The following is a 20863-nucleotide window of genomic DNA, read 5'->3' on the forward strand; positions in this document are numbered from 1 at the left end:
CCCGCAGGCGACCGCGTACCTGACCGCCCCCCTCAGAGGGCGATGCCGTCGTACCCCTCAATCTCCGAAGGACGCCGCACACCCGGCCCCACATACCGCGCGGACGGCCGCACAAGCCGCCCCGTCTGCTTCTGCTCCAGAATGTGCGCCGACCACCCCGCCGTACGGGCGCACGTGAACATCGACGTGAACATATGGGACGGCACCTCCGCGAAGTCGAGAACGATCGCCGCCCAGAACTCGACGTTCGTGGCGAGGACGCGATCCGGGCGTCGCGCGTGCAGCTCCGCCAGTGCCGCCTTCTCCAGCGCCTCGGCGACCTCGAACCGCGGGGCGCCCAGCTCGCGGGCCGTACGGCGCAGCACGCGCGCGCGTGGGTCCTCGGCGCGGTACACGCGGTGTCCGAAGCCCATCAGTCGCTCGCCCCTGTCGAGGGCCTGCTTGACGTACGCCTCCGCGTCCCCGGTCCGCTCGATCTCCTCGATCATGCCGAGGACCCGCGAGGGCGCGCCGCCGTGCAGCGGGCCGGACATCGCTCCTACGGCGCCGGAGAGCGCCGCGGCGACATCCGCTCCGGTGGAGGCGATGACGCGGGCCGTGAACGTGGAGGCGTTCATTCCGTGCTCGGCGGCGGAGGTCCAGTAGGCGTCGACGGCGGCGACGTGCTTGGGGTCGGGCTCGCCGCGCCAACGGATCATGAAGCGCTCGGTGATCGAGTGGGCCTTGTCGATCTCCCGCTGCGGAACCATGGGCCGGCCCTGGCCGCGAGCCGACTGGGCGACGTAGGAGAGAGCCATGACGGCTGCTCGGGCGAGGTCAGCGCGAGCCTGCTCGGCGTCGATGTCGAGGAGGGGTTTGAGGCCCCAGACGGGTGCCAGCATGGCCAGTGCCGACTGGACGTCCACCCGGATGTCGCCGGAGTGCACGGGGATCGGGAACGGCTCGGCGGGCGGCAGGCCGGGGTTGAAGGCGCCGTCGACGAGGAGCCCCCAGACGTTCCCGAAGGAGACGTGACCGACCAGGTCCTCGATGTCGACGCCCCGGTACCGGAGGGCGCCGCCCTCCTTGTCCGGTTCGGCGATCTCCGTCTCGAACGCGACGACTCCCTCGAGTCCGGGTACGAAGTCGGACATCAGGCGGCTCCTCGTGATGTGTACGACAGATGTGCAGGGCAGAAGAACGGCGGCTCGGCCGCTGGATCCCCGGTCGTATCGTGCGACTCGTGGTCCTGGGTGGCCACCCTGGTGATGCCCCACGCGGCTGGTCGCTCAACCAGAACGCACCAGCACGATATCTCCGAGTGCCACTTTTGGGGAGGCTTCGCGGCACTCAGTGCCACGGTGCTCCTGGTCGGCGACGGCCGTCCATGCCGAAATCATGACGGACGCCATGGCGAACGTCACCTGCGCATACGGCAGGATGATCGGGTGACCGACCGAGACGCCGTCCCCCTCGATCCCGCCTCGATGCGCAAGCAGTACCGGGCCGAGGGCCTCGCCGAGTCCGATCTGGCCGCCACTCCGGTGGCGCAGTTCGCGCGCTGGTTCCAGCAGGCCGCGACGGAGGCCCACCTCTTCGAGCCGAACGCCATGGTCGTCTCCACGGCGAACGCCGAAGGCCGTCCCAGCTCCCGCACGGTGCTGCTGAAGCACTTCGACGAGCAGGGTTTCGTCTTCTACACCAACTACGACTCCCGCAAGGCCCGCGACCTCGCCGAGAACCCGTACGTCTCGCTCCTGTTCCCCTGGCATCCGATGGCCCGCCAGGTCATCGTCACGGGCATCGCCCGCCGCACCGGCCGGGACGAGACCGCCGCCTACTTCCGCACCCGTCCGCACGGCTCGCAGCTCGGCGCCTGGGCCAGCGCCCAGTCGAGCGTGATCTCCACCCGCGCCGACCTGGATGCCTCGTATGCCGAACTGGCCGCCCGCTACCCGGAGGGCGAGCAGGTGCCGGTGCCTTTGCACTGGGGTGGTTTCCGGGTCGCCCCGCAGGCGGTGGAGTTCTGGCAGGGCCGCGAGAACCGGCTGCACGACCGGTTGCGGTATGTGGCGGAGGCGGACGGGGGGTGGCGGGTGGAGCGGCTCAGTCCCTGAGAGCGCCGGAACGCAGACGACCCGCGAGCTCGGGTCCCCCTGCCTTACGGCGGGGGAGCCGGCCGGACGTACCGGCGAGCTCGCGGGTCGGGTGACTGCGTTGGATTGGGCCGGCTGCGTGTTGCTCGCACACGCTGGTCCGGCATCGCACTGGGTGTGGTGGCGGGCCGCTAGCCCGCAGCCACCTCGCGCGTCCGGTTTTCACTCATTTAACCGACCACCTCCCTTCTCACGTGGGCGCCACACTAAGCAGCCTGTTGGCGGCGCTCAAGCGATTTTTGGAGATATTGGCGGCGCTGCTTCCGGCCGGACGGTGTAGCCGTACCCGTCGCCTCGCTGCAGGAGTCGCAGGTTCCAGTGGGAGACATTGAACCTTCCGGCAGGCGTCGTGAGGCTGTGCTGCCCTCTGGCTCGGACGGAAATCCGTCCGGTCCAGGTCCCGGCCCACTTCCCGTGATGCTTGTCCGGGCTGGTCTCAACCCGGCTGGCGCCGACGGCGTAAGACCTCCGGGAGCGCCGCTCCCGGAGGCAGCCTGAGCCAGGAATCCCCCTCGTTTCGAGGGGGAGGATTCAACTAGCTTTTCGACCATGACGACGAAGCGACGCGCGATCCTCAGTGGATCGACCTTCGAGGAGCAGATCGGTTACGCACGGGCCGTGGTCGACGGGGACTGGGTGCATGTGTCCGGGACCACCGGGTTCGACTACTCGACCATGACGATCTCTGACGACGTCGTCGAGCAGGCCCAGCAGTGCATACGGAACATCGGGGCGGCGCTCGCGGAGGCGGGGTGCGGGCTGGGCGATGTCGTGCGGGTGCGGTATCTGCTGCCGGAGCGGGAGGACTTCGAGCCGTGCTGGCCCGTGCTGCGGCGGGCGTTCGGGGAGGTGCGGCCGGCGGCCACCATGATGGTCGTCGGGCTGGCGGATCCTCGGATGCGGATCGAGATCGAGGTGTACGCGCGGCGCCCGGTGCTGCGGATCGAGGCGGTACACGGAGAGGCCGCGCTGGAGGAGTGGCGGTTCGTCCACAACCAGATAGTGCCGCCCGCTGCCATGTCCCTGGACGAGGCGCGGGAGCGGCTCGGGCGTTACCGGCTGGAGAACGCGTACCTGGGGGATGTTCTCGTCGGCTGTTCGACCGTGCGGCCGCCGGAGGGCGATGAGGGTGTGGCCACGGTGATCGCGCGCGTGCTGCCCGAGTTCCGGGGGCGGGGGTTCGGGCGGGCGATCTACGAGAAGGCGCTGGCGCACGCGCGTGTGCTGGGTGCCGGGGTGGTCGAGACGTGCGTGCTGGCGGCGAACGAGGACGGCCTGCGGTTTGCCGAGAAGTGCGGGTTTGTGGAGACCGAGCGGTATGTGTTGGACGGTGAGAGTGATCTGTGGATTGATCTTCGGCTGGTGATGGCCGGATCATAGGGATCGGCGGGTGTTACAACGATTCCTCCAATCTTGGGGAACTCGGTGTGTGCTGCGTCACGTTCCAGTTAGATGATTGCGAGTGAGCGAACCGACGCGCCGTACGTGCGGACGCAGCTTGGCAGGGGGTCCAGGTGAGTGCTTCCCGGCGTAGTGGGACCACCGACGAGCTGGGGCCTGATGAGCCCGAGCGGGCCGGCCCGGTGGGTCCTGACGGCTCCGATCTGCTGGCCGCGCTGCTCGATGGGATGGATGCGGCGCTGTGTGCCTTCGACGCGGGCGGGGTCGTCACGCATTGGAATCGTGAGGCCGAGCGGATCCTGGGGTGGACCGCGGCCGAGGCGGTGGGCCGGCACGGGTTCGCGGGCTGGGCGGTGCGCCCTGCGGATGCCGAGGAGGTCGAGGGGCGGCTGATGTCCGCCATGGAGGCCCCGGGGCGGCAGGTGCACGAGTTCGCGCTGCTGACGAAGGACGGCGGGCGGGTGCTGGTGCGGACGCAGTCCGCGGCGGTGCGTGGGCCCGACGGTAAGCCCGCGGGTGTGTACTGCGCCTTCAGTGAGGTGCATACGCAGATCGATCTGGAGCGGTCGATCGCGTTGAGCGAGGCGTTGTTCGAGGACGCGAGCTGGGGTGTCGTGCTGGTCGATGCCGATCTGCGGCCCGCGGTGGTGAATGCGCACGCGGCGCGGGCGCTGGGGATCGGGCGTACGTCGGCGCTGGGACGGCCGTTGGGGGAGTTGCTCGCCCAGGGTGTGGAGGAGCTGGAGAGCGCGCTCACGCATGTGCTGGCGGAGGGTGCGCCGCCGGCGCCGGCCGAGATCTGGGTGAGTGTGCGGACGCCGGACGGCGATCAGCGGCGGTGCTGGCGGTGTGGCTTCGTGCGGCTGGCGTCGCCGCTCGCGGAGGAGCCGGTGCCGTTGGGTGTCGCCTGGCTCTTCCAGGACGTGACGGAGGGCAAGCAGGGCGAGCAGGAGGCGGCGCTGCTGCGGTTCCGGACCAATCAGCTGCATCGGGCGGCTCGGGCGGCAGCGGAGTGCGAGGACCCGGGTGAGGCGGCGACCGTTCATCTGGACTTTGCGCTGGCCGGGTTCGCGGATCATGCGCTGATCGACCGGGTGGCGGGCGGTGCGGTGGTCGACGGGGCGGCGGAGGGTCCCGTACGGCTGGTGCGGGTCGCCACTACGCCGTCGGGGGCGCCGGGGCCGAGTCTGCTGACCGGGCAGGCGGGGTTGCCGGTGCGGTACGGGCAGGGGCATCCGGCGCTGCAGTGCGTGGAGCGGGCGGGGTCCGTGCGGGCGAGCGTGGGGGCGGTGCCGGCGGAGCAGGCGCGGGAGTGGGCGCTGGCTCGGCAGTGGCCGGGGGATGCGGTGCATGCGTTGTGTGCGGTGCTGCGGAGCCGGGGGCGGACGTTGGGGGTCGTGACGTTTCTGCGGGGGAGTGGGCGGAGTCAGTTCGAGCGGGTGGATGCGGTGTACGCGGAGGATGTGGCCGTGCGGATTGCTGCGGCGTTGGATCTGGCGGGGGTTGTGGGGCGGTAGTCCAGGCCGCGGGGACTCCTATTGCTGGTAGAAGATCCGGTCCCCGTACTCCTGCATCACCCGTGCGTTCCATGCGTGGCCGCCGTCCACGTTTCCTGAGCGCAGTAGGGGTGGTTCGATGCCGCGTTCGGCCAGGGTGCCTGCTGCCGTGGCCATGACGGCCTGGAGGATTGCGCTGGTGACGACCGTGGAGGCCGGCGCGAAGGGGGCCGGGATGGTGTCGAGGGTGAGGGTGGCGTCGCCGATGGGGATCTTGGAGTCGAGGACGAGGTCGCAGTGGTCGCGCAGATAGGTGCCGGAGCTGTGCCGGGACCGGGTCTCGGTCGCGTACGCCACTGAGGTCACGCCGATGACCTTCACGCCGAGCGTGCGGGCGTGCAGGGCCATTTCGACGGGGAGGGCGTTGCGGCCGGAGAGGGAGATGATCACGAGGGCGTCCCCGGCGCGGAGCGGCGAGGAGTCGAGGACGGCGGTCGCGAGGCCGTCGACGCGCTCCAGGGCGGAGCCCAGGGTGGCCGGCATCACGTCGACGCCGACGACGCCCGGTACGGCGAGCAGGTTCATCAGGGCGAGTCCGCCCGCGCGGTAGACGACGTCCTGGGCGGCGAGGGAGGAGTGACCGGCGCCGAAGGCGAAGAGGCGGCCGCCGTCCGTGACGGTGTCGGCGAGGAGGGTGCCGGCCGCCGTGATGGACTGTGCCTCCTCGTCCCGGACCCGTTGCAGGAGGTCGATCGCGGCGTCGAAGAACTGGTCGGCCAGTTTGCCGTCGCTCATGCGGGTCCTTCCGGGGCGGTGTGGGGGTCCGGGCGCGGATGTGTCGCGGATCACCGTGCGGTCTGGACCAGTGCCGTGTCAATACGGTGGGTGAGTGCCCGGTCGTAACGCCGTGGTTTCAGCGGCGAGGCACGGTTGTCAGTGGTATGCGTCAGAATTGAATCCAGGGCCAGCGCACACGCCGGGAAGCTGTCGTGCTTCCGGCAGATCTCATCGAGGGGCACGTATGTCCGGACTGATCGACACCACGGAGATGTATCTCCGCACCATCCTCGAGCTGGAGGAGGAAGGTGTGGTCCCCATGCGCGCCCGGATCGCCGAGCGGCTGGACCAGAGCGGGCCGACCGTCAGCCAGACGGTGGCTCGGATGGAGCGGGACGGTCTCGTGTCCGTCGCGACGGACCGCCATCTGGAGCTGACGGACGAGGGCCGTCGCCTCGCCACCCGCGTGATGCGCAAGCACCGGCTCGCCGAGTGTCTGCTGGTCGACGTGATCGGCCTGGAGTGGGAGCAGGTGCACGCGGAGGCGTGTCGCTGGGAGCACGTGATGAGTGAGGCCGTGGAGCGGCGCGTGCTGGAGCTGCTGCGGCACCCGACCGAGTCGCCGTACGGCAACCCGATCCCGGGTCTGGAGGAGCTGGGCGAGAAGGACGGCGCGGACCCGTTCCTGGACGAGGGCATGGTGTCGCTGGCGGACCTCGACCCGGGCGCCGACGGCAAGACGGTCGTGGTGCGCCGTATCGGTGAGCCGATCCAGACGGATGCGCAGCTGATGTACACGCTGCGGCGGGCGGGTGTGCAGCCCGGTTCGGTGGTGAGTGTGACGGAGTCGGCGGGCGGTGTGCTGGTGGGCAGTGGTGGTGAGGCGGCCGAGCTGGAGGCGGATGTCGCCTCCCATGTGTTCGTCGCCAAGCGCTGACGCCGTCAACTTCGCTTGTTCCAGGGGGGTTTGGGGTGTCCTGCGGGCTTGTCGTCGATCTCTTCGGCTGCCGGGATCCGGTGCGTCGAAATCGCAGCGCTCGGACGTTTCGCGTGCGAGGCTGTCGCGTGAGGCATATGACCTGAGGGGGTCGGGAGGATGTGCCGCAGACGTGTGGAGGGCCCCGGCGCCGTGTGGCGCCGGGGCCTGTCCTCCCCTGTGCTGACCCGGAGCCCCGAGCTCTCAGGGTCATCCCCTTCGGACCGTTTTCCCCGAGCGGTCCGCCTCCCGCTGAAGATCTCCCCTCGGCGGCGGCGATCATTCCTCGGGCGAGGTCACTCGTACGAGGGGTGTTGCCCGCAGGGACCCTACTTTCGAATACCCATTCGATAGCCTTCAGTGACAGGTCAGGCGGAATGTGCGCTTCAGGAGTGAGCGCACCAGCACTGAGCGCACGAGAACCGAGCGCACAACAAACTGGGCTCACACGAACAGGCAGCTGCACGGCACGGCAGGACACGGTTCACAGGACCGACTGCTCGAACGGGAGTGAGCGGTCCGAGAGGAGCTAGGGGGGTGCCAGGACCATGGCGCGACGCATCGACGTGACGGGTGCGGGCGGCGTACGCCTCGCGGCCTGGGAGTTCGGGGACCCTCCCAAGGCCGACCCGGCGCAACCCGCGCCCGAGGACACCCCCGGCGTGCTGTTACTGCACGGCCTGATGGGCCGCGCCTCGCACTGGGCGTCCACCGCCCGCTGGCTCTCCGGGCGGCACCGCGCCGTCGCACTCGACCAGCGCGGCCACGGCCAGAGCGACAAGCCCCCACAGGCCTCCTTCACCCGTGAGGCGTACGTCGAGGATGCCGAGGCCGCGCTGGAACAGCTGGGCCTCGCCCCGGCGGTCCTCATCGGCCACGCCATGGGCGCGCTGACGGCCTGGCAGCTCGCCGCCAAGCGTCCCGAACTGGTGCGGGGTTTGATCATCTGCGACATGCGGGCCTCCGCACTGGGTGTCGCCTCGCAGCGGGAGTGGGCCGACTGGTTCAAGGCCTGGCCCGTCCCCTTCGCCACGCTCGCCGACGTACGCAAGTGGTTCGGCGAGGACGATCCGTGGGTGGAGCGGCCGAATCCGGCGCGCGGGGAGTTCTACGCCGAGGTGATGCACGAGTCGTCCGACGGCTGGCGGCCCGTCTTCGACCACGAGCAGATGCTGCGCTCCCGGGAGACCTGGGTGTATGACGCGCACTGGGAGGAGCTTGCGCAGGTGCGGTGTCCGGCACTTGTCGTGCGCGGGGTCGACGGGGAGTTGGGGCGGGCCGAGGCCCAGGAGATGGTTCGGGTACTGCCTCTCGGTGAGTATGCGGAGGTGGCTGATGCGGGGCATCTTGTGCACTATGACCAGCCGGCGGCTTGGCGGGCGGCCGTCGAGCCGTTTCTCGACGCGGTGTTCACTGCGTGAGGTGTTCACTGCGTGAGGCTGGGCGGGGCGCCTATTGGCTCGGGGGTGCTGGTTGTTTGGCGGGTGCGGGTTCGTTGTGGTTGATCGCGCAGTTCCCCGCGCCCCTTTGGGGGCGCTCCAGGCCCCTGTGTCAGAAAGATCCGTCAGCCTTTGCTCACCGCCGTGAGGATCTCCGGGAGGCGCGCCGCCGTTCGCGGGGCCGCCAGGCGTAGGCCTGCCAGGGTGATGCCTGCCCCGTATGCCGTGCCGACCGGCAGCAGCAGCCAGCCCCACTGGTCGCCGTCCTTGGCCACGTTTGCCCAGATCGTGGCGACGATGACGGGGGCGGACAGCAGGGCCGCGGAGACCATGCCGCCGAAGATGGAGATCCAGGCGAGGCCGGCCTGGCCGGGGACCACGTTCTTGTAGCCCTCCTGGGGGATGGAGTACGGGAAACGGGCGGACGTCCATGCGCCGGTCGCCAGCATGGCGCCGAGCAGCGCGAAGGACAGGCCGAGGACCTCGGGCAGGCGGGGCCAGTCGCCGAGCATCGCGGTGGTCAGGACGGTCACGAGGGTGGCGTACGGCAGGGTGATCACCAGCAGGGCGAGCGCCCGCCCGCGCAGCTCGACATAGGCGTCGTGCGTGGAGGAGATGGTCGTGGCGACCATCCAGAACGCGGAGGTGTCCTGCCCGAACTGGTTGTACATCTGGATGCCGAGCATCCCCGCGGCGAAGCACGCGAAGTAGATCGAGCCGGTGCCCTGAAGGGCATTGAAGACGGGCACGATCAGGCCGATGGCGAGCGAGGTCACCCAGGCCGCCTTGGTCTTGGGGTCGCGCCAGATGTAGCGCAGGCTGCGCTCCATGACCGTGCCGGTGCGGCCGGAGGGCAGGAGGCGGGCGAGGCCACCGGTGGTCCGTTCGCGGGCGGCGGGCTCGGCGGCCTGGAGGGTGGAGCCGTCGGGCGAGGTCATCAGCCGGGTCAGATGGCGTGACCAGACGGCGAGCAGCAGTATCAACGCGGCCGCGCTCAGGGCCAGTTGGAGGGCGGCGACACCGTAGGAGCCGTTGCTCACCGAGTGCACCGCGCCGATGGCCGACGCGGGTGGCACCCACTTCAGGACGTCAGCCACCGGGTCGAGTTGTGAGAGCCCGGAGGAACCCAGGTGCTGCGCCCCGAAGTTGACCAGCTGCGCCCCGATCGCGATGACCAGGCCGCTCAGCACCGCCAGGTCGCGGCCCTTGCGGCTGGTCAGCAGGCGGATGTTGGCGGCGGCGACGGCCCGCGCCAGGGCAACGCACACCAGCAGCCCGAGGACGACGGCGAGGACACCGACGGCGTACGCGGCACCGCCGTGCGCGACCGCGATCACCGAACCGGCCAGCAGAAGCAGCGTGAACAGCGGCCCGATGCCCACCAGCGAGGCCGCGAGCAGCGCCCGCACCAGCGGCCGGGGCCGCAGCGGCAGCATCACCAGGCGCGTCGGGTCGAGCGTCTCGTCGCCGCTCGGGAAGAACAGCGGCATCACCGCCCAGCCCAGCGCCAGCACGGCCGTCCCGAGCGCGACCACGGACAGGGCGTGCGTGTTGCCGCGCAGCGCGATCAGCCCGAGCAGTTGCAGCGCCCCGAACAGCACCACGACGACGGCCGAGACGACATAGGCGGCCCGCCGTCCGCCGGACTGCCTGAGCCCGTTGCGCAGCAGCGACAGCTTCAGCCGTACGAAGACCGGAGTGAGGTTGGCTTCGCCCGTCATCGTGCGCCGCCGCCCAGCCAGTCCAGGTTCGATCCCGTGTCGCGGCCGCCCGCGCCGACGAGTTCGAGGAACGCCTGCTGCAGCGAAGCCGCCTCCCCGCGCACTTCGGCGAGCGTGCCGTGCGCGCGGATACGGCCGGCAGCCATCACGGCCACCCAGTCGCACAGCGACTGGACGAGCTCCATGACATGGGAGGAGAAGACGACGGTGGCGCCCGACGCCGTGTACCGCTCCAGGACCCCGCGGATGGTCTGGGCGGACACGGGGTCGACGCCCTCGAACGGCTCGTCGAGGAAGAGCACTTCGGGGTTGTGGAGGAGAGCGGCCGCGAGGCCGATCTTCTTGCGCATGCCGGTCGAGTAGTCGACGACGAGCTTGTGCTGGGCGCCGGCCAGGTCGAGTACGTCGAGCAGCTGTGTGGCCCGCTTGTCGACCTCGGCCCCGGGCAGCCCGCGCAACCGGCCGCTGTACGCGAGCAGTTCACGCCCCGACAGCCGTTCGAAGAGCCTCAGCCCCTCCGGCAGCACCCCGATCCGCGCCTTCACCGCCACCGGATCCCGCCACACGTCGTGCCCGACGACCTCGACACTCCCCTGATCGGGCCGCAGCAACCCGGTCACCATGGAGAGGGTCGTGGTCTTCCCCGCTCCGTTGGGCCCCACGAGCCCGATGAACTTCCCGGCGGGCAACTCCAGATCGATCCCGGCAACGGCAACCTGCTGCCCGAACCGCTTCCAGAGCCCTTGTACACGCACGGCGGCTGACGTCATGGATCAACCCTACGGTGCTACAGCCGCCCTGAAGGGGCGCGAGGAACGGCGCGAGCAACCACACACAACCCGCACCCGCCGACCTACCGATCCCGCCCACACGCATAGGCGAGCGGAGAGATCAATTCCTCCGCATCCGGCAGCCACCGATTGGCGGGCGTGGGCCGACAGGCCCACTGCACGGCACCACGAGACCCGTACCGCGTAGGCGGCGCAGCCACGTACGCCCCCTCCCCGAGCGCAACGAGATCCAAGGACGAGGGCGACCAGCCCAACTTCCGCACCAGTTCGGGCATCTTCACCGCCGCCCCGGGCAGCACGAAGAAGTGCATCCGACGATCCGGCGTCAACGTCACGGGACCGAGCGTCAACTCCATGCGCTCCATGCGCGCCAGCGCGAGGAAGCCCGCGGTCTCGGCGACCTCGATCGCGTCGAACGTACGCCCCGTCGGCAGCAGGATCGACGCCGTCGGATGCTTCTGCCACATCCGGCGGGCGACGGTCGCACTGCCCGTCGCCAGCGCCTCCCAGTCGTCGTCCGCCGGATGCGCGCCGCGCGCGGCGCACGCGGGGTCGCCGCAGGAGCAGTGCCACACCCCGTCGACGGCTTCCAGCCAGGTGCCGGGAAAGACGTCCCAGTGGCGCTCCTCGGCGTAGCGGACGGCGGTCTCCTGCAGCGATTCCCCACGCTGCTTCGGAATCTGAGCGGCTTCGGGGCCGGCGATCGTCTCTTCCACGGTGAACTCAACTCCCGTACCTACCTGGAGTTACGGGGGTAGCGCGCGCGGGGGAGGAGCATTGATTCCGTATCTGGGGCGCATGGATGCACGTGTGGGGGCGCGCGGGAGGAACCTCGGCGTGAGCTGGGTAGCCACCGGTGGGGTCGGGTTCCGCCTTTACCCCGGCAATCCGCGCAAGCCTCGCATTTTACGTCTGTCGGCGGGGCATTGATCTTCACGGCCGGATCTTTTCGCTTCAGGGGTTGTTCCCAGGGGGTACGCCATGGCCGCAAGGCCTCTCGTCGCACGACAGCCGAACGAACGGTTGCAGGCGCTCATCCAGGAGGCGGGGTGCTCGAACGCCGGGCTCGCCCGCCGGGTCAACATGTGCGGCGCCGAGCACGGCCTCGACCTGCGCTACGACAAGACGTCCGTGGCCCGCTGGCTGCGCGGGCAGCAGCCGCGGGGGCGCGCCCCGGCGATCATCGCGGAGGCACTGGGCCGCAAGCTCGGCCGTACGGTCACGATCGACGAGATCGGCATGGCCAACGGCAAGAACCTCGCCTCGGGCGTGGGTCTCCAGTTCTCGCCGACGGTACTGGGGGCCATCGAGCAGGTCTGCGAGCTGTGGCGCAGTGACGTGGGGCGCCGGGACTTCCTGTCCGGTTCGTCCGTCGCCGCGTCCGCGCTGGTCGAGCCGAGCCGGGACTGGCTGATCTCCTCGCCCGACTCACAGGTCTCGCGCTCGGCGGGACCGCGGGTGGGGCAGTCCGACGTGGCGGCCGTGCGCGCGATGACACAGGCGCTGGTGGATCTGGACCATCAGTACGGCAGCGGGCATGTGCGCCCGGTGGTCGTGCACTACCTCAACAGCGTCGTCTCGGGGCTGCTGGCGGGGTCGTACCGGGAGGCCGTCGGCCGTGATCTGTTCGCCGCGGTGGCCCGGTTGACCGAGCTCGCGGGCTACATGGCCGTCGACACCGGGCAGCCGGGTCTGGCCCAGCGGTACTACATCCAGGCGCTGCGGCTCGCGCAGGCCGCCGGGGACCGCGGCTACGGCGGGTATGTCCTCGCCGCCTCCATGAGCCACCTCGCGGCGCAGCTCGGAAACCCGCGTGAGATCGCGCAGTTGGCGCGGGCGGCGCAGGAGGGGGCGCGTGGGCGCGTGACACCGCGCGCGGAGGCGATGTTCTATGCGGCGGAGGCGCGCGGGCATGCGTTGATGGGCGATGCGCGGGCGGCCCAGGTGGCGTCCGGGCGGGCGGTCACGGCGCTGGAGTCCGCCGATTCCGCCTCCGGGGACGACCCGGCGTGGATCGCGCACTTCGACGAGGCGTATCTCGCCGACGAGTTGGCTCACTGCCACCGGGACCTCGGGCAGGCCGAGGCGGCGGCGCGGCGCGCGCAGGAGTCGCTGGCCGGGCTGCCCGAGACCAAGGCGCGCAGGCGGGCCATCGGGTATGTGCTGCTGGCCACCGCGCAGGTGCAGCAGCGTGAGATCGAGCAGGCCTGCAACACGGGGCTGAAGGCCGTGGAGCTCCTGGAGTCCCTGCGCTCCAACCGGGGTGCCGAGTACCTGGAGGACTTCCAGCAGCGGCTGGACCCGTACCGGGACGAGCCGGTGGTGCGGGAGTTCGGAGCCCGCCTCGACCTGCAGGCGGCTGCGTGAACGTGTGGACAACGGCCGGTGGCCGTGCGGGGCCGGCCGGAGTGGGTGACAGATACAGCGGTATGTAGAGCGGTTTTGTTACTGCTGTCACAGGGAAGGAGGTTGCGCCCTGAGCTGCGTGGCACCCGGCTCGGGGGACCCGGTAGCGTGAGCCGACGATTCCGAAGGTCCCCCATTCGTAGGAGTCCCGGTGACGCAGAGTGGACAGGGCGAGGAGCCCTCGCCGCGCGAAGCGCGCGAAGGCATCGTGCTGCCCTCCGACGGAGGCGAGCCCCTGCTGCCGGGCATGCTGGGCGCCCAGGCTCCGACCGGCCCGCAGCCCGGCCCCTACGGCGGACCGCCTCCCGGTGACTCCGCCGGGCAGCAGGCAGGCTCGCACAACGGCCCGCAGGCGGGCTCCTACGGCGGTCAGCAGTCAGGCCCGTACGGCGGCCGGCAGAGCGGCCCGTACGGCGCTCCGCAGGCCCCGGCCCCGCCCGGCGGTCAGGCCTGGGGCACGCCGTGGGGCCCCGACCAGCAGCAGAGCCCGGCCCCGGCGCCGGGCCAGGGCTGGCCGACACCGCCGGCCCCGGCGTGGGGGGCACCCGACCAGCAGCAGTCCCCGCCCCCGGACCAGTGGGGTGCGCACGCGTCCGGGCCGCTGCCCCCCGAGAGCACCCCGGCCCCGTCGTACGGCGGTCAGCCCGCGACGCCGCAGCCCCCGGCGAGCGCACCCCTGCCGCCCGCCGCGCCGGGCGCGTATGGTGCCCCGGTTTCGGGCGCCGCGCCGCTGCCTCCCGCCGCCCCCGGTGGTGCTCCGCTGCCGCCCGCGGTGGATGAGGGCGCCACCCAGTACATACCGCCCGTCGCCGCTGCTTCCCATGCCGAAGGGGCGACGCAGTACATTCCGCCCGTTGCGCCGGGGGCGCTGCCGCCCGATGCGGGTGGGGGCGGATCGGTCTCCGAGGCGACGCAGTTCCTCGGGCATGCGCCGCATGCGGCCGGGCCCGACTCGCAGGCCACCCAGTACATACCGCCCGTGACCGGGCAGGCGCCGTACGGCATGCCGCAGGGCGGGGACCGGCAGCCGCCTGCCGAGTTCGACAACCTGTTCCGCAGCGGGCCCGGTGCCGAGAGCCCCGCCCAGGCCACGCAGCAGATGCCGCGTTTCCAGCAGCCGCCCCCGCAGGCCCCGCAGGGCGCGTACCCGCCGCCCGGCGACAGTGACGGCGGCGGACGGAGCAGGTCGCGGGTGCCGCTCATCGCCGCGATCGGTGTCGGCATCGTCGTGGTCGGCGTCGGCGCCGGCGCGCTGCTCAACGGCGGGGGCGGGGACGGCGGCAGCAAGGACAAGAACCAGACCGTCTCCGCCACGGCCCCGGCGACCGACGGCTCCCCCTCGTCGGCCGGCGATCCCGCGAAGCAGCAGGCCGTAGCCCTGGACAAGCTGCTCGCCGACAGCGGTGGCAGCCGGGCCTCGGTGATCCGGGCGGTGGACAGCGTGAAGGGGTGCAAGGACCTCGGCCAGGCCGCCTCCGACCTGCGCGACGCGGCCAAGCAGCGCGCCGAACTGGTCACCCGGCTGTCCGGTCTGTCGGTCGACAGGCTCCCGGACCACGCCGCGCTGACCGCCGCGCTCACCAGGGCCTGGCAGGCGTCCGCGGCGGCCGACAACCACTACGCGGCCTGGGCCGACCAGGTCGGCGGCAAGAAGGGCTGCAAGAAGGGCCAGGCCCGCCCCACCGGCCAGACCGCGGCCGGCAACCGCGCGAGCGGCACCGCCAGCCAGCAGAAGGTCAAGGCGGCCCAGCTGTGGAACGCCATCGCGAAGACGTACGGCCTGACCCAGCGCCAGCCGACCCAGCTGTGACGTGACGTGAAAGCGCGGACGTGAGCCTCAGTTCACGTCCGCGCTCTGCAGCGTCTTCGTCACGTCCACGAACCTCTTGTCCGCCGCCACGAGTTGACCCTGGCGTACGACCTGGAGCGTCACATCGGCGTTGACCATGCGGGAGAAGCCGATGCTGGCCAGTGGGCCCTCGGAGGACCACTGCAGCGTCGGTGTCAGTCCGCCCGTGTCGACCTTCAGCCCGTCGTCCAGGGCCTTGCGCACCGTGTCGGCGGACACGTCGCCGCTGCCCAGCGACGCGACGACGGACCTGAACACCGTGTACGCGATCCAGGTCGTCTGCACCCCGGTGTCCGAGGCGTCGATCCGGTTGTCGCCGAAGGCCTGCTCCTGGATCACCTTCTTCATGGCGTCCCAGCGCGGGTCGCTCGACACCGGGTACCAGCCGGTGACGTAGGACCCCTCGTACGGCCCCGACTGTCCGCCGGACTCGTTGATCACCGTCTGGTCGACGCTGTCGAGCGTGGCGGCGGTCCTCACCGCCGGGAAGTCCTCGCGGTCGCGCCGGAAGGAGTCCATGAAGGTGTCGGTGCGGTCGCCGAGCGCGGGGATCACGCACCCGCTCTTCGCCCGGCTGCCGGTCGTGGCCGTCAGCGCCTGCCGCGAGGGCCCCGAGTACTCGGTGGTGTCGTCCGCGGCCCGCTGGTCGATCGCGGGGCGGTGCCCGCCCGCCTTCAGGCCGGAGTCGAGCATGGCGGGCAGCTCGTCGCCCGCGATGCTGTCGGGCCGTACGAGCGCCACCGGGCCGCAGCCGCCGGCGAGTTCCTTGCCGAGGCCGGCCAGCAGCGCGGGCTGGCCGCCGTTGACCGGGTAGGACATGGGGCTGGTGAACTCGGCGGTGGTGACGCCGTAGCCACCGATGTAGGGGATGCCGGCGCCCTCCAGCTCGGGGAGGTAGGAGTCGCCGTACTGGCTGTAGGAGCCGACGACCGCGACGACGTTCTCCTTGACGGCGAGGCGGGCGCACTTCGCGGCGGCCACGCTGTCGTTGTGCTCGTTGCAGGTCAGGACCTTCAGCTTGCGGCCGTTGATGCCGCCCCGGGCGTTGATCCAGCGCGCGTAGGCCTGCGCGAAGGCCGGCATGCCGGGCTTGTTGGTCGCGCTGGTGTCCGAAGGGGCCCAGGTCATGACGGTGATCGGGGCATCCCCGGAACCCCCCGTGGTACCGGGGATGACCCCGCAACCGGCGGCGAGCGAGGCACAGGCGACCAGCGCCCCCGCCGAGACGGCGGTGGCTCTGAGATGCCGGGTGCGTGTGGGGAGGAAGGTGCTGCGATTGCGTCGCCTGCCGGTCATGGGCACACACGCTTCCGCCACATCGCCAACCCGGGGGTGACCTTCGGTTATCGACCGGTGACGCCAAGGTGAATTACGGGGGGCGGTGGGGCGCTCGAGCGGGAGAACGTACGATCGATGACCGTGCAAGGTTCGGAGAACTCTTCCCGTCGCGGCCGTCGCTCCTCCACCATGGGCGGCATGCCACTGAACGACATGCCGTGGTGGCGCTGGCGCAGCAATGTGCGCTCCGCGCTGCACATGCTCTCCGACCCGGCGTTCCAGCAGAACGTCTGGCTGGCCGGCGTCGACGGATACGGGGACGTGACCGACGCCGTGTACCGCCTCGTCGAGGACACCTGGCTGGACAACTGGTCCGCCGAGAAGTACGTCGGCACCATATTCCGGGACTCCCAGGAGGCGGCCCTCGTCGACACCGCCGTGCTGCGGGTGCTGCGGATCATGCACCAGGTCGGGCCCGACGCGCCGGTCTCCGCATACGTCGAGAACCAGGCCTGGCCGGAAGCCGTCAGGGCGGCCCGCGACGCGCATGTGCGGATGGCGATGGCCGACGGCGAGGACCCGGACGCGCCGCCGCGCACGCTCGAGGTGTTGCGGATCATGACGAGGTCCGCGTAGCGGACTCCGGTCCGGGCCGGGGGCCATTTATGGGACCCTGTCCTGCATGAACGAGCAGTCCACCCGAGCCGCCACCCAAACCGCGGCGCTCGACGACCAGTACGTCCTCACGCTCTCCTGCCCCGACAAGCGGGGCATCGTGCACGCCGTGTCGAGCTATCTCTTCATGACCGGCTGCAACATCGAGGACAGCCAGCAGTTCGGCGACCACGACACGGGTCTGTTCTTCATGCGCGTCCACTTCTCCGCCGAGGAGCCGGTGACGGTGGACAAGCTGCGGGCGAGCTTCGCGGCGATCGGTGACTCCTTCCACATGGACTGGCAGATCAACCGGGCCGACGAGAAGATGCGCATCGTCCTCATGGTCAGCAAGTTCGGGCACTGCCTGAACGACCTGCTGTTCCGGGCGCGGATCGGGGCGCTGCCGGTGGAGATCGCGGCGGTGGTGTCCAACCACACGGAGTTCGCCGAGCTGGTCGGCTCGTACAACGTTCCTTTCCACCACATTCCGGTGACGAAGGACACCAAGGCGGAGGCCGAGGCGCGGCTGCTGGAGATCGTCCGTGAGGAGGGGGTCGAGCTGGTGGTGCTCGCCCGCTATATGCAGGTCCTCTCCGACGATCTGTGCAAGCAGCTCAGCGGGCGGATCATCAATATCCACCATTCCTTCCTGCCGAGCTTCAAGGGGGCGAAGCCGTATCACCAGGCTCATGCCAGGGGTGTGAAGCTGATCGGTGCGACGGCGCACTACGTCACCGCGGATCTTGATGAGGGGCCGATCATCGAGCAGGAGGTCGAGCGGGTGGGGCATGACGTCACGCCGGACCAGCTCGTCGCGATCGGGCGTGACGTGGAGTGCCAGGCGCTGGCGCGGGCCGTGAAGTGGCATGCCGAGCGCCGCATTCTGCTCAACGGGCGCCGGACGGTTGTGTTCGCCTAGCAGCTCGGGGGCTTCTGCCGTCGGGCGAGTGCGGGCGCGTCGTGGTTTCTCGCGCCCGCGCGGCGGAGCCGCATATCGATACAGCCCCGCGCCCCTTTAGGGGCGCGGGGAACTGCGCGATCAACCCCCACCGCCCCGCGGACGCCAACGAACCGCAACCCACCCCTACATCCGGCTCAAGGCAGCTGCAGCGAACAGCACATCCCTGATCGCCTCCCGGTCACCGACCTGCCCCACCGCCGCCTCCGCCGGAGGCACATGGCCGGCTGCCAGGCGGCAGAACTCTGCGCCGTCCAGGGCCACGTGGGCCACCTCGTGCTCGGCGGAGCCGACCGCCGCGGGGGAGTCGAGGGGGATCAGCCACTCGCCGCCGCCCATCCCTTCGATCTCCAGCCGCAGGCTGCGGCCCGGCTCGCCCGCCGGGACCAGGTGCCGGTGGTGGGGAGGCGAGGCCAGGCCGGCCCGGCGGCGGGTCGCCAGTACGTCCGGCAGGACACGCGCCGCGAGGTCGATCATGCGGTTCATATGGCGTGGGGCGGGCGGCTCGTACGGGTAGTCGACGGCCTCGGCGATGTCCTCGGCGTGCACCCAGCACTCGAAGGCCCGGTCCAGCATCGCGTCCCGCAGCGGCAGCTCGAAGTCGCCGTAGGAGACGACCGGCCGGGCCGGTCCCGAGTCGCTGATGAAGGACGCCGTGCGGACGAGGTCATGGGTCTGCTCGCGCCAGGGGGCCCGTACGGAACGGTTGGGCGGGAAGTGCGAGGTGCGCCAGTACGCCTCGGTGCGGGCCCGGGGCGTGGAGCCCGCCTCGGCGACGTCGCCGAGCGGGTCGTCCATGCCGAGGGCGGCCGCGACCAGCCCGTCGACCGACAGCAGGTGGGCGATGACCCCGGCGACCGTCGTACGACGGGTCATCGGGCCCTCGGCCTCGAACCAGCGCAGCCGCACGGGCCTGTGCCACTCGGCGTCCCCGATGTCCTGCAGCAGGGCGTCGAGCCGGGCGGCCTCCGCGTCGTACGGAGCCGCCCACCCGGGCACCGGGATGCGGGGCGGGCGCCGGTCGAGGCAGCCGTCCAGGACGCGGGTGCGCAGGCCCGGGTCCAGGTCGAGGCTCTCCGGCTGGTGCAGCAGGCCGACCGCCTCGCGCAGCCGCAGCGCCTCGTCGGCGCAGGAGCCGCACTCGCCCAGGTGCTCCTCGACGGCCGCCGTCTCTTCCGCCGAGCAGGCGGCCAGCGCCCAGGCGCCGAGGAGCGACTTCAGGACGCGGTGCTCCAGGACCAGCGGGGCGGGCCGCCGCGCCGTCTCGCCCAGGTCCTCCAGGGCGGGCAGCGGCCGTCCGCCGTCCTCGACGGAGGCGCGGGGCATCGGTATGCGGGGAGACTGGTCGGGGCCCTGAGGGATGTCGTTGCCGTTGTCGTTCTCGGGTCCGCCCGGGATGCCGTACCCCTCCTGCTCCTCGGTCTCGTCCTGCTCGTCGTGTTTGTCGCTCTTGTCCTCGAAGTCGCCCTTTCCCGCGGGGCCGTTCCTGCCGTCGGGGTCGTCCTCGCCGTCGAATCCGCCGAGGTCGAAGCGGTCCGCGCTGCCTGCGTCGTTCACACGGCACCCCCGTAACCGGGCGGTGCCCCGGGTGCGCCGGCGTCATGGGCGGTGGACAGGAGCTGCAGGCCCAGGCGGAGCCGGCGGCGGGCCTCGTCCTCGGTGACGCCGAGGTCGGCGGCGGTCTGGCGGTAGTCGCGGCGCTGGAAGTAGGCCAGGTCCAGGGCGGCGCGCAGCGGGGCGGGCATGGACGTGACGATGTAGTCGGCGCGGGCGGCGACCGAGGCGCGGCGCACCTTGCGCTCCAGGTCCTCGGCGGAGCCGCCGGAGCCCTGGGCCAGGGCGGCGGTCTCGGTGGTGCGCAGCCGCTGCACGGCGAGGCGGTGGGTCAGCGTGGCGACCCAGGAACGCAGCGGGCCCTGCTTGGGGTCGTAGGCCTCGGGGTGTTCCCAGACGTGTGCGAAGACGTCACGCGTGATGCCGTCGGCGGCGCGCTCGTCCCCGAGGACGCGGTGGGCCAGGCCGTGCACCAGGGAGGCGAACCGGTCGTAGAGCTCGCCGAGGGCGGCCGCCTCACCGCGTGCAAGTCGCTGCTGCATCTTGCGGTCCCAGCGGGGCGGTGCGTCCTTCTTCGTCATGCGGCCCCCTCACCCCTGCCCGTTCGTCGGCCCGGCCTGCGTCCATCGTCTCCTCGAATGTAGTCGGCACCTACGACAATGCACGTCGTTTTGTCGCAATGTGCGCAGCCTGCGTTCTGTGCCTGCCTACCCGCTCGACCTCTGATCAGACCTGATCGAACAGGATCGAAGTCGATTAAAACAAGCCTCTTCCGATCGGTTCCCGTTTCTTGCGTCGTGTTTCAGGGAACGGCCGCTGGGCAGCCGCGCTGCAAGGAAGCGTAGGAACGGCTTCCGTTTTGCGGGGACTCCGGCGAGCGAAGGGCATGGTGGTGGCGTTCTATGTGACCGGTGGCGAGCAGGGCGAGTGGACCGTGCTCCGTGTGTCGGGCGAGCTGGACCTGGTGACGTCGCCGGTGCTGCGTCAGCGGGTCCACGACGTGGTGGCCGACGGCCGGCACGGCCTCGTCCTCGACCTCTCCGAGGTCTTCTTCTGCGACTCCAGCGGCGTCGGCGTGCTCATCGCCGCCCGCCGCCTCATCCGCTCCTGCCAGGGCACCCTGCGCCTGATACTCCCGGCGCAGGGCGCGGTCGAGGGCTCACACGTCAACCGCGTGCTGGGCGCCCTGGGCGTGCGCCGACTGTTCGACGTGTACGCCGACGTGGCGTCGGCGGTCGCGGAAGAGGCCGATCCGCTTTCGGCCTGACCTGGGCCGAAGCTGTGCATGGGGGCGTAGCTCAGCTCCATGTGCCACACAGTTGTCCCGAAATTCCCCCGGTCTTGGCACAAGCGCCGCTTTCCCGCGCCCGCACGGTCTCCCGCGTCGTACGCTCCGACGAGATGCACCCGAGATGACGTAAGGCG

Annotated in this window: 18 protein-coding genes and 1 pseudogene; 11 read left to right on the top strand and 8 right to left on the bottom strand. The window is 71.0% G+C overall.

Translation table 11 applies throughout. The annotated features are described in order from the left end of the window. Positions 1-32 precede the first annotated feature (32 nt). Positions 33-1133 carry a citrate synthase 2 gene (locus ACWCRD_RS08500; protein WP_450965166.1) on the bottom strand — a complete coding sequence of 367 codons (1101 nt, stop codon included), beginning with the start codon at positions 1131-1133 and terminating at the stop codon, positions 33-35. 294 nt (positions 1134-1427) lie between these two features. On the opposite strand from ACWCRD_RS08500, the gene pdxH reads away from it, so the two are divergent. From pdxH to ACWCRD_RS08520, 4 genes and pseudogenes are all read left to right on the top strand, one after another. After that, positions 1428-2096 carry a pyridoxamine 5'-phosphate oxidase gene (gene pdxH, locus ACWCRD_RS08505; protein WP_450965167.1) on the top strand — a complete coding sequence of 223 codons (669 nt, stop codon included), beginning with the start codon at positions 1428-1430 and terminating at the stop codon, positions 2094-2096. A 450-nt stretch (positions 2097-2546) separates the two neighbouring features. Continuing rightward, a pseudogene (locus tag ACWCRD_RS08510) lies at positions 2547-2633 on the top strand (RNA-guided endonuclease TnpB family protein); the annotation flags it as partial. A 51-nt stretch (positions 2634-2684) separates the two neighbouring features. After that, positions 2685-3515: a GNAT family N-acetyltransferase gene (locus ACWCRD_RS08515; RefSeq protein ID WP_450965168.1), complete on the top strand. Its 831-nt coding sequence runs from the start codon at positions 2685-2687 to the stop codon at positions 3513-3515. 134 nt (positions 3516-3649) lie between these two features. Next, on the top strand, positions 3650-5053 hold the full coding sequence (locus ACWCRD_RS08520; protein ID WP_450965169.1) for a PAS domain-containing protein: 1404 nt from the start codon (positions 3650-3652) through the stop codon (positions 5051-5053). An 18-nt stretch (positions 5054-5071) separates the two neighbouring features. Here the strand turns inward: ACWCRD_RS08520 and ACWCRD_RS08525 are convergent, their stop codons facing one another. After that, complete coding sequence (locus ACWCRD_RS08525; protein WP_450965170.1) at positions 5072-5827, bottom strand: SIS domain-containing protein; 756 nt, start codon at positions 5825-5827, stop codon at positions 5072-5074. 226 nt (positions 5828-6053) lie between these two features. On the opposite strand from ACWCRD_RS08525, the gene ACWCRD_RS08530 reads away from it, so the two are divergent. Together ACWCRD_RS08530 and ACWCRD_RS08535 are read left to right on the top strand one after the other, a co-directional pair. Further along, positions 6054-6746 carry a metal-dependent transcriptional regulator gene (locus tag ACWCRD_RS08530; RefSeq protein WP_030941023.1) on the top strand — a complete coding sequence of 231 codons (693 nt, stop codon included), beginning with the start codon at positions 6054-6056 and terminating at the stop codon, positions 6744-6746. A gap of 587 nt (positions 6747-7333) precedes the next feature. Then, positions 7334-8206 carry an alpha/beta fold hydrolase gene (locus ACWCRD_RS08535; protein ID WP_450965171.1) on the top strand — a complete coding sequence of 291 codons (873 nt, stop codon included), beginning with the start codon at positions 7334-7336 and terminating at the stop codon, positions 8204-8206. Between the two features lie 143 nt (positions 8207-8349). Here the strand turns inward: ACWCRD_RS08535 and ACWCRD_RS08540 are convergent, their stop codons facing one another. The 3 genes from ACWCRD_RS08540 to ACWCRD_RS08550 form a co-directional block, all read right to left on the bottom strand. Then, entirely contained in the window at positions 8350-9945 is a 1596-nt protein-coding gene (locus tag ACWCRD_RS08540; RefSeq protein ID WP_450965172.1) for a transporter, read from the bottom strand. After that, the gene (locus ACWCRD_RS08545; RefSeq protein WP_450965173.1) at positions 9942-10715 is read right to left on the bottom strand and encodes an ABC transporter ATP-binding protein; all 774 of its coding nucleotides are present in this window, start codon (positions 10713-10715) and stop codon (positions 9942-9944) included. The genes ACWCRD_RS08540 and ACWCRD_RS08545 overlap by 4 nt, the downstream gene beginning before the upstream one ends. A gap of 83 nt (positions 10716-10798) precedes the next feature. Then, a complete protein-coding gene (locus ACWCRD_RS08550; RefSeq protein WP_344399693.1) occupies positions 10799-11452 on the bottom strand; it encodes a bifunctional DNA primase/polymerase in 654 nt (217 codons plus the stop codon). Between the two features lie 265 nt (positions 11453-11717). On the opposite strand from ACWCRD_RS08550, the gene ACWCRD_RS08555 reads away from it, so the two are divergent. Both ACWCRD_RS08555 and ACWCRD_RS08560 read left to right on the top strand, forming a co-directional pair. Beyond that, positions 11718-13103 (top strand): transcriptional regulator, encoded by a 1386-nt coding sequence (locus ACWCRD_RS08555; RefSeq protein WP_450965174.1) that lies wholly within the window; start codon positions 11718-11720, stop codon positions 13101-13103. 190 nt (positions 13104-13293) lie between these two features. Beyond that, positions 13294-14952 carry a hypothetical protein gene (locus ACWCRD_RS08560; RefSeq protein WP_450965175.1) on the top strand — a complete coding sequence of 553 codons (1659 nt, stop codon included), beginning with the start codon at positions 13294-13296 and terminating at the stop codon, positions 14950-14952. A gap of 27 nt (positions 14953-14979) precedes the next feature. On the opposite strand, the gene ACWCRD_RS08565 is transcribed toward ACWCRD_RS08560, so the two are convergent. Next, the gene (locus ACWCRD_RS08565; protein ID WP_450965176.1) at positions 14980-16287 is read right to left on the bottom strand and encodes an ABC transporter substrate-binding protein; all 1308 of its coding nucleotides are present in this window, start codon (positions 16285-16287) and stop codon (positions 14980-14982) included. Between the two features lie 117 nt (positions 16288-16404). On the opposite strand from ACWCRD_RS08565, the gene ACWCRD_RS08570 reads away from it, so the two are divergent. Then, positions 16405-16905, top strand: coding sequence for an SCO4402 family protein (locus ACWCRD_RS08570; RefSeq protein ID WP_390697149.1), 501 nt, complete (start codon positions 16405-16407; stop codon positions 16903-16905). A gap of 46 nt (positions 16906-16951) precedes the next feature. Beyond that, positions 16952-17845 carry a formyltetrahydrofolate deformylase gene (purU, locus tag ACWCRD_RS08575; protein WP_450965177.1) on the top strand — a complete coding sequence of 298 codons (894 nt, stop codon included), beginning with the start codon at positions 16952-16954 and terminating at the stop codon, positions 17843-17845. Positions 17846-18010: 165 nt separating this feature from the next. Here the strand turns inward: purU and ACWCRD_RS08580 are convergent, their stop codons facing one another. Beyond that, the gene (locus ACWCRD_RS08580) at positions 18011-19282 is read right to left on the bottom strand and encodes a maleylpyruvate isomerase N-terminal domain-containing protein (RefSeq protein WP_450965416.1); all 1272 of its coding nucleotides are present in this window, start codon (positions 19280-19282) and stop codon (positions 18011-18013) included. Positions 19283-19437: 155 nt separating this feature from the next. Continuing rightward, positions 19438-20019, bottom strand: coding sequence for a sigma-70 family RNA polymerase sigma factor (locus tag ACWCRD_RS08585; protein ID WP_450965178.1), 582 nt, complete (start codon positions 20017-20019; stop codon positions 19438-19440). Between the two features lie 305 nt (positions 20020-20324). On the opposite strand from ACWCRD_RS08585, the gene ACWCRD_RS08590 reads away from it, so the two are divergent. Continuing rightward, positions 20325-20705, top strand: coding sequence for an STAS domain-containing protein (locus tag ACWCRD_RS08590; RefSeq protein WP_450830754.1), 381 nt, complete (start codon positions 20325-20327; stop codon positions 20703-20705). Positions 20706-20863 lie beyond the last annotated feature (158 nt).

The sequence above is a fragment of the Streptomyces sp. NPDC002092 genome, from assembly GCF_053593775.1.

Coding starts and splice junctions, on each gene's coding strand:
- ACWCRD_RS08530 (WP_030941023.1), top strand. CDS start 6,054: ATGTCCGGACTGATCGACACCACGGAGATGTATCTCCGCACCATCCTC.
- ACWCRD_RS08535 (WP_450965171.1), top strand. CDS start 7,334: ATGGCGCGACGCATCGACGTGACGGGTGCGGGCGGCGTACGCCTCGCG.
- ACWCRD_RS08590 (WP_450830754.1), top strand. CDS start 20,325: ATGGTGGTGGCGTTCTATGTGACCGGTGGCGAGCAGGGCGAGTGGACC.
- ACWCRD_RS08585 (WP_450965178.1), bottom strand. CDS start 20,019: ATGACGAAGAAGGACGCACCGCCCCGCTGGGACCGCAAGATGCAGCAG.
- ACWCRD_RS08545 (WP_450965173.1), bottom strand. CDS start 10,715: ATGACGTCAGCCGCCGTGCGTGTACAAGGGCTCTGGAAGCGGTTCGGG.
- ACWCRD_RS08570 (WP_390697149.1), top strand. CDS start 16,405: ATGACCGTGCAAGGTTCGGAGAACTCTTCCCGTCGCGGCCGTCGCTCC.
- ACWCRD_RS08555 (WP_450965174.1), top strand. CDS start 11,718: ATGGCCGCAAGGCCTCTCGTCGCACGACAGCCGAACGAACGGTTGCAG.
- ACWCRD_RS08565 (WP_450965176.1), bottom strand. CDS start 16,287: ATGACCGGCAGGCGACGCAATCGCAGCACCTTCCTCCCCACACGCACC.
- ACWCRD_RS08525 (WP_450965170.1), bottom strand. CDS start 5,827: ATGAGCGACGGCAAACTGGCCGACCAGTTCTTCGACGCCGCGATCGAC.
- purU (WP_450965177.1), top strand. CDS start 16,952: ATGAACGAGCAGTCCACCCGAGCCGCCACCCAAACCGCGGCGCTCGAC.
- ACWCRD_RS08500 (WP_450965166.1), bottom strand. CDS start 1,133: ATGTCCGACTTCGTACCCGGACTCGAGGGAGTCGTCGCGTTCGAGACG.
- ACWCRD_RS08540 (WP_450965172.1), bottom strand. CDS start 9,945: ATGACGGGCGAAGCCAACCTCACTCCGGTCTTCGTACGGCTGAAGCTG.
- ACWCRD_RS08515 (WP_450965168.1), top strand. CDS start 2,685: ATGACGACGAAGCGACGCGCGATCCTCAGTGGATCGACCTTCGAGGAG.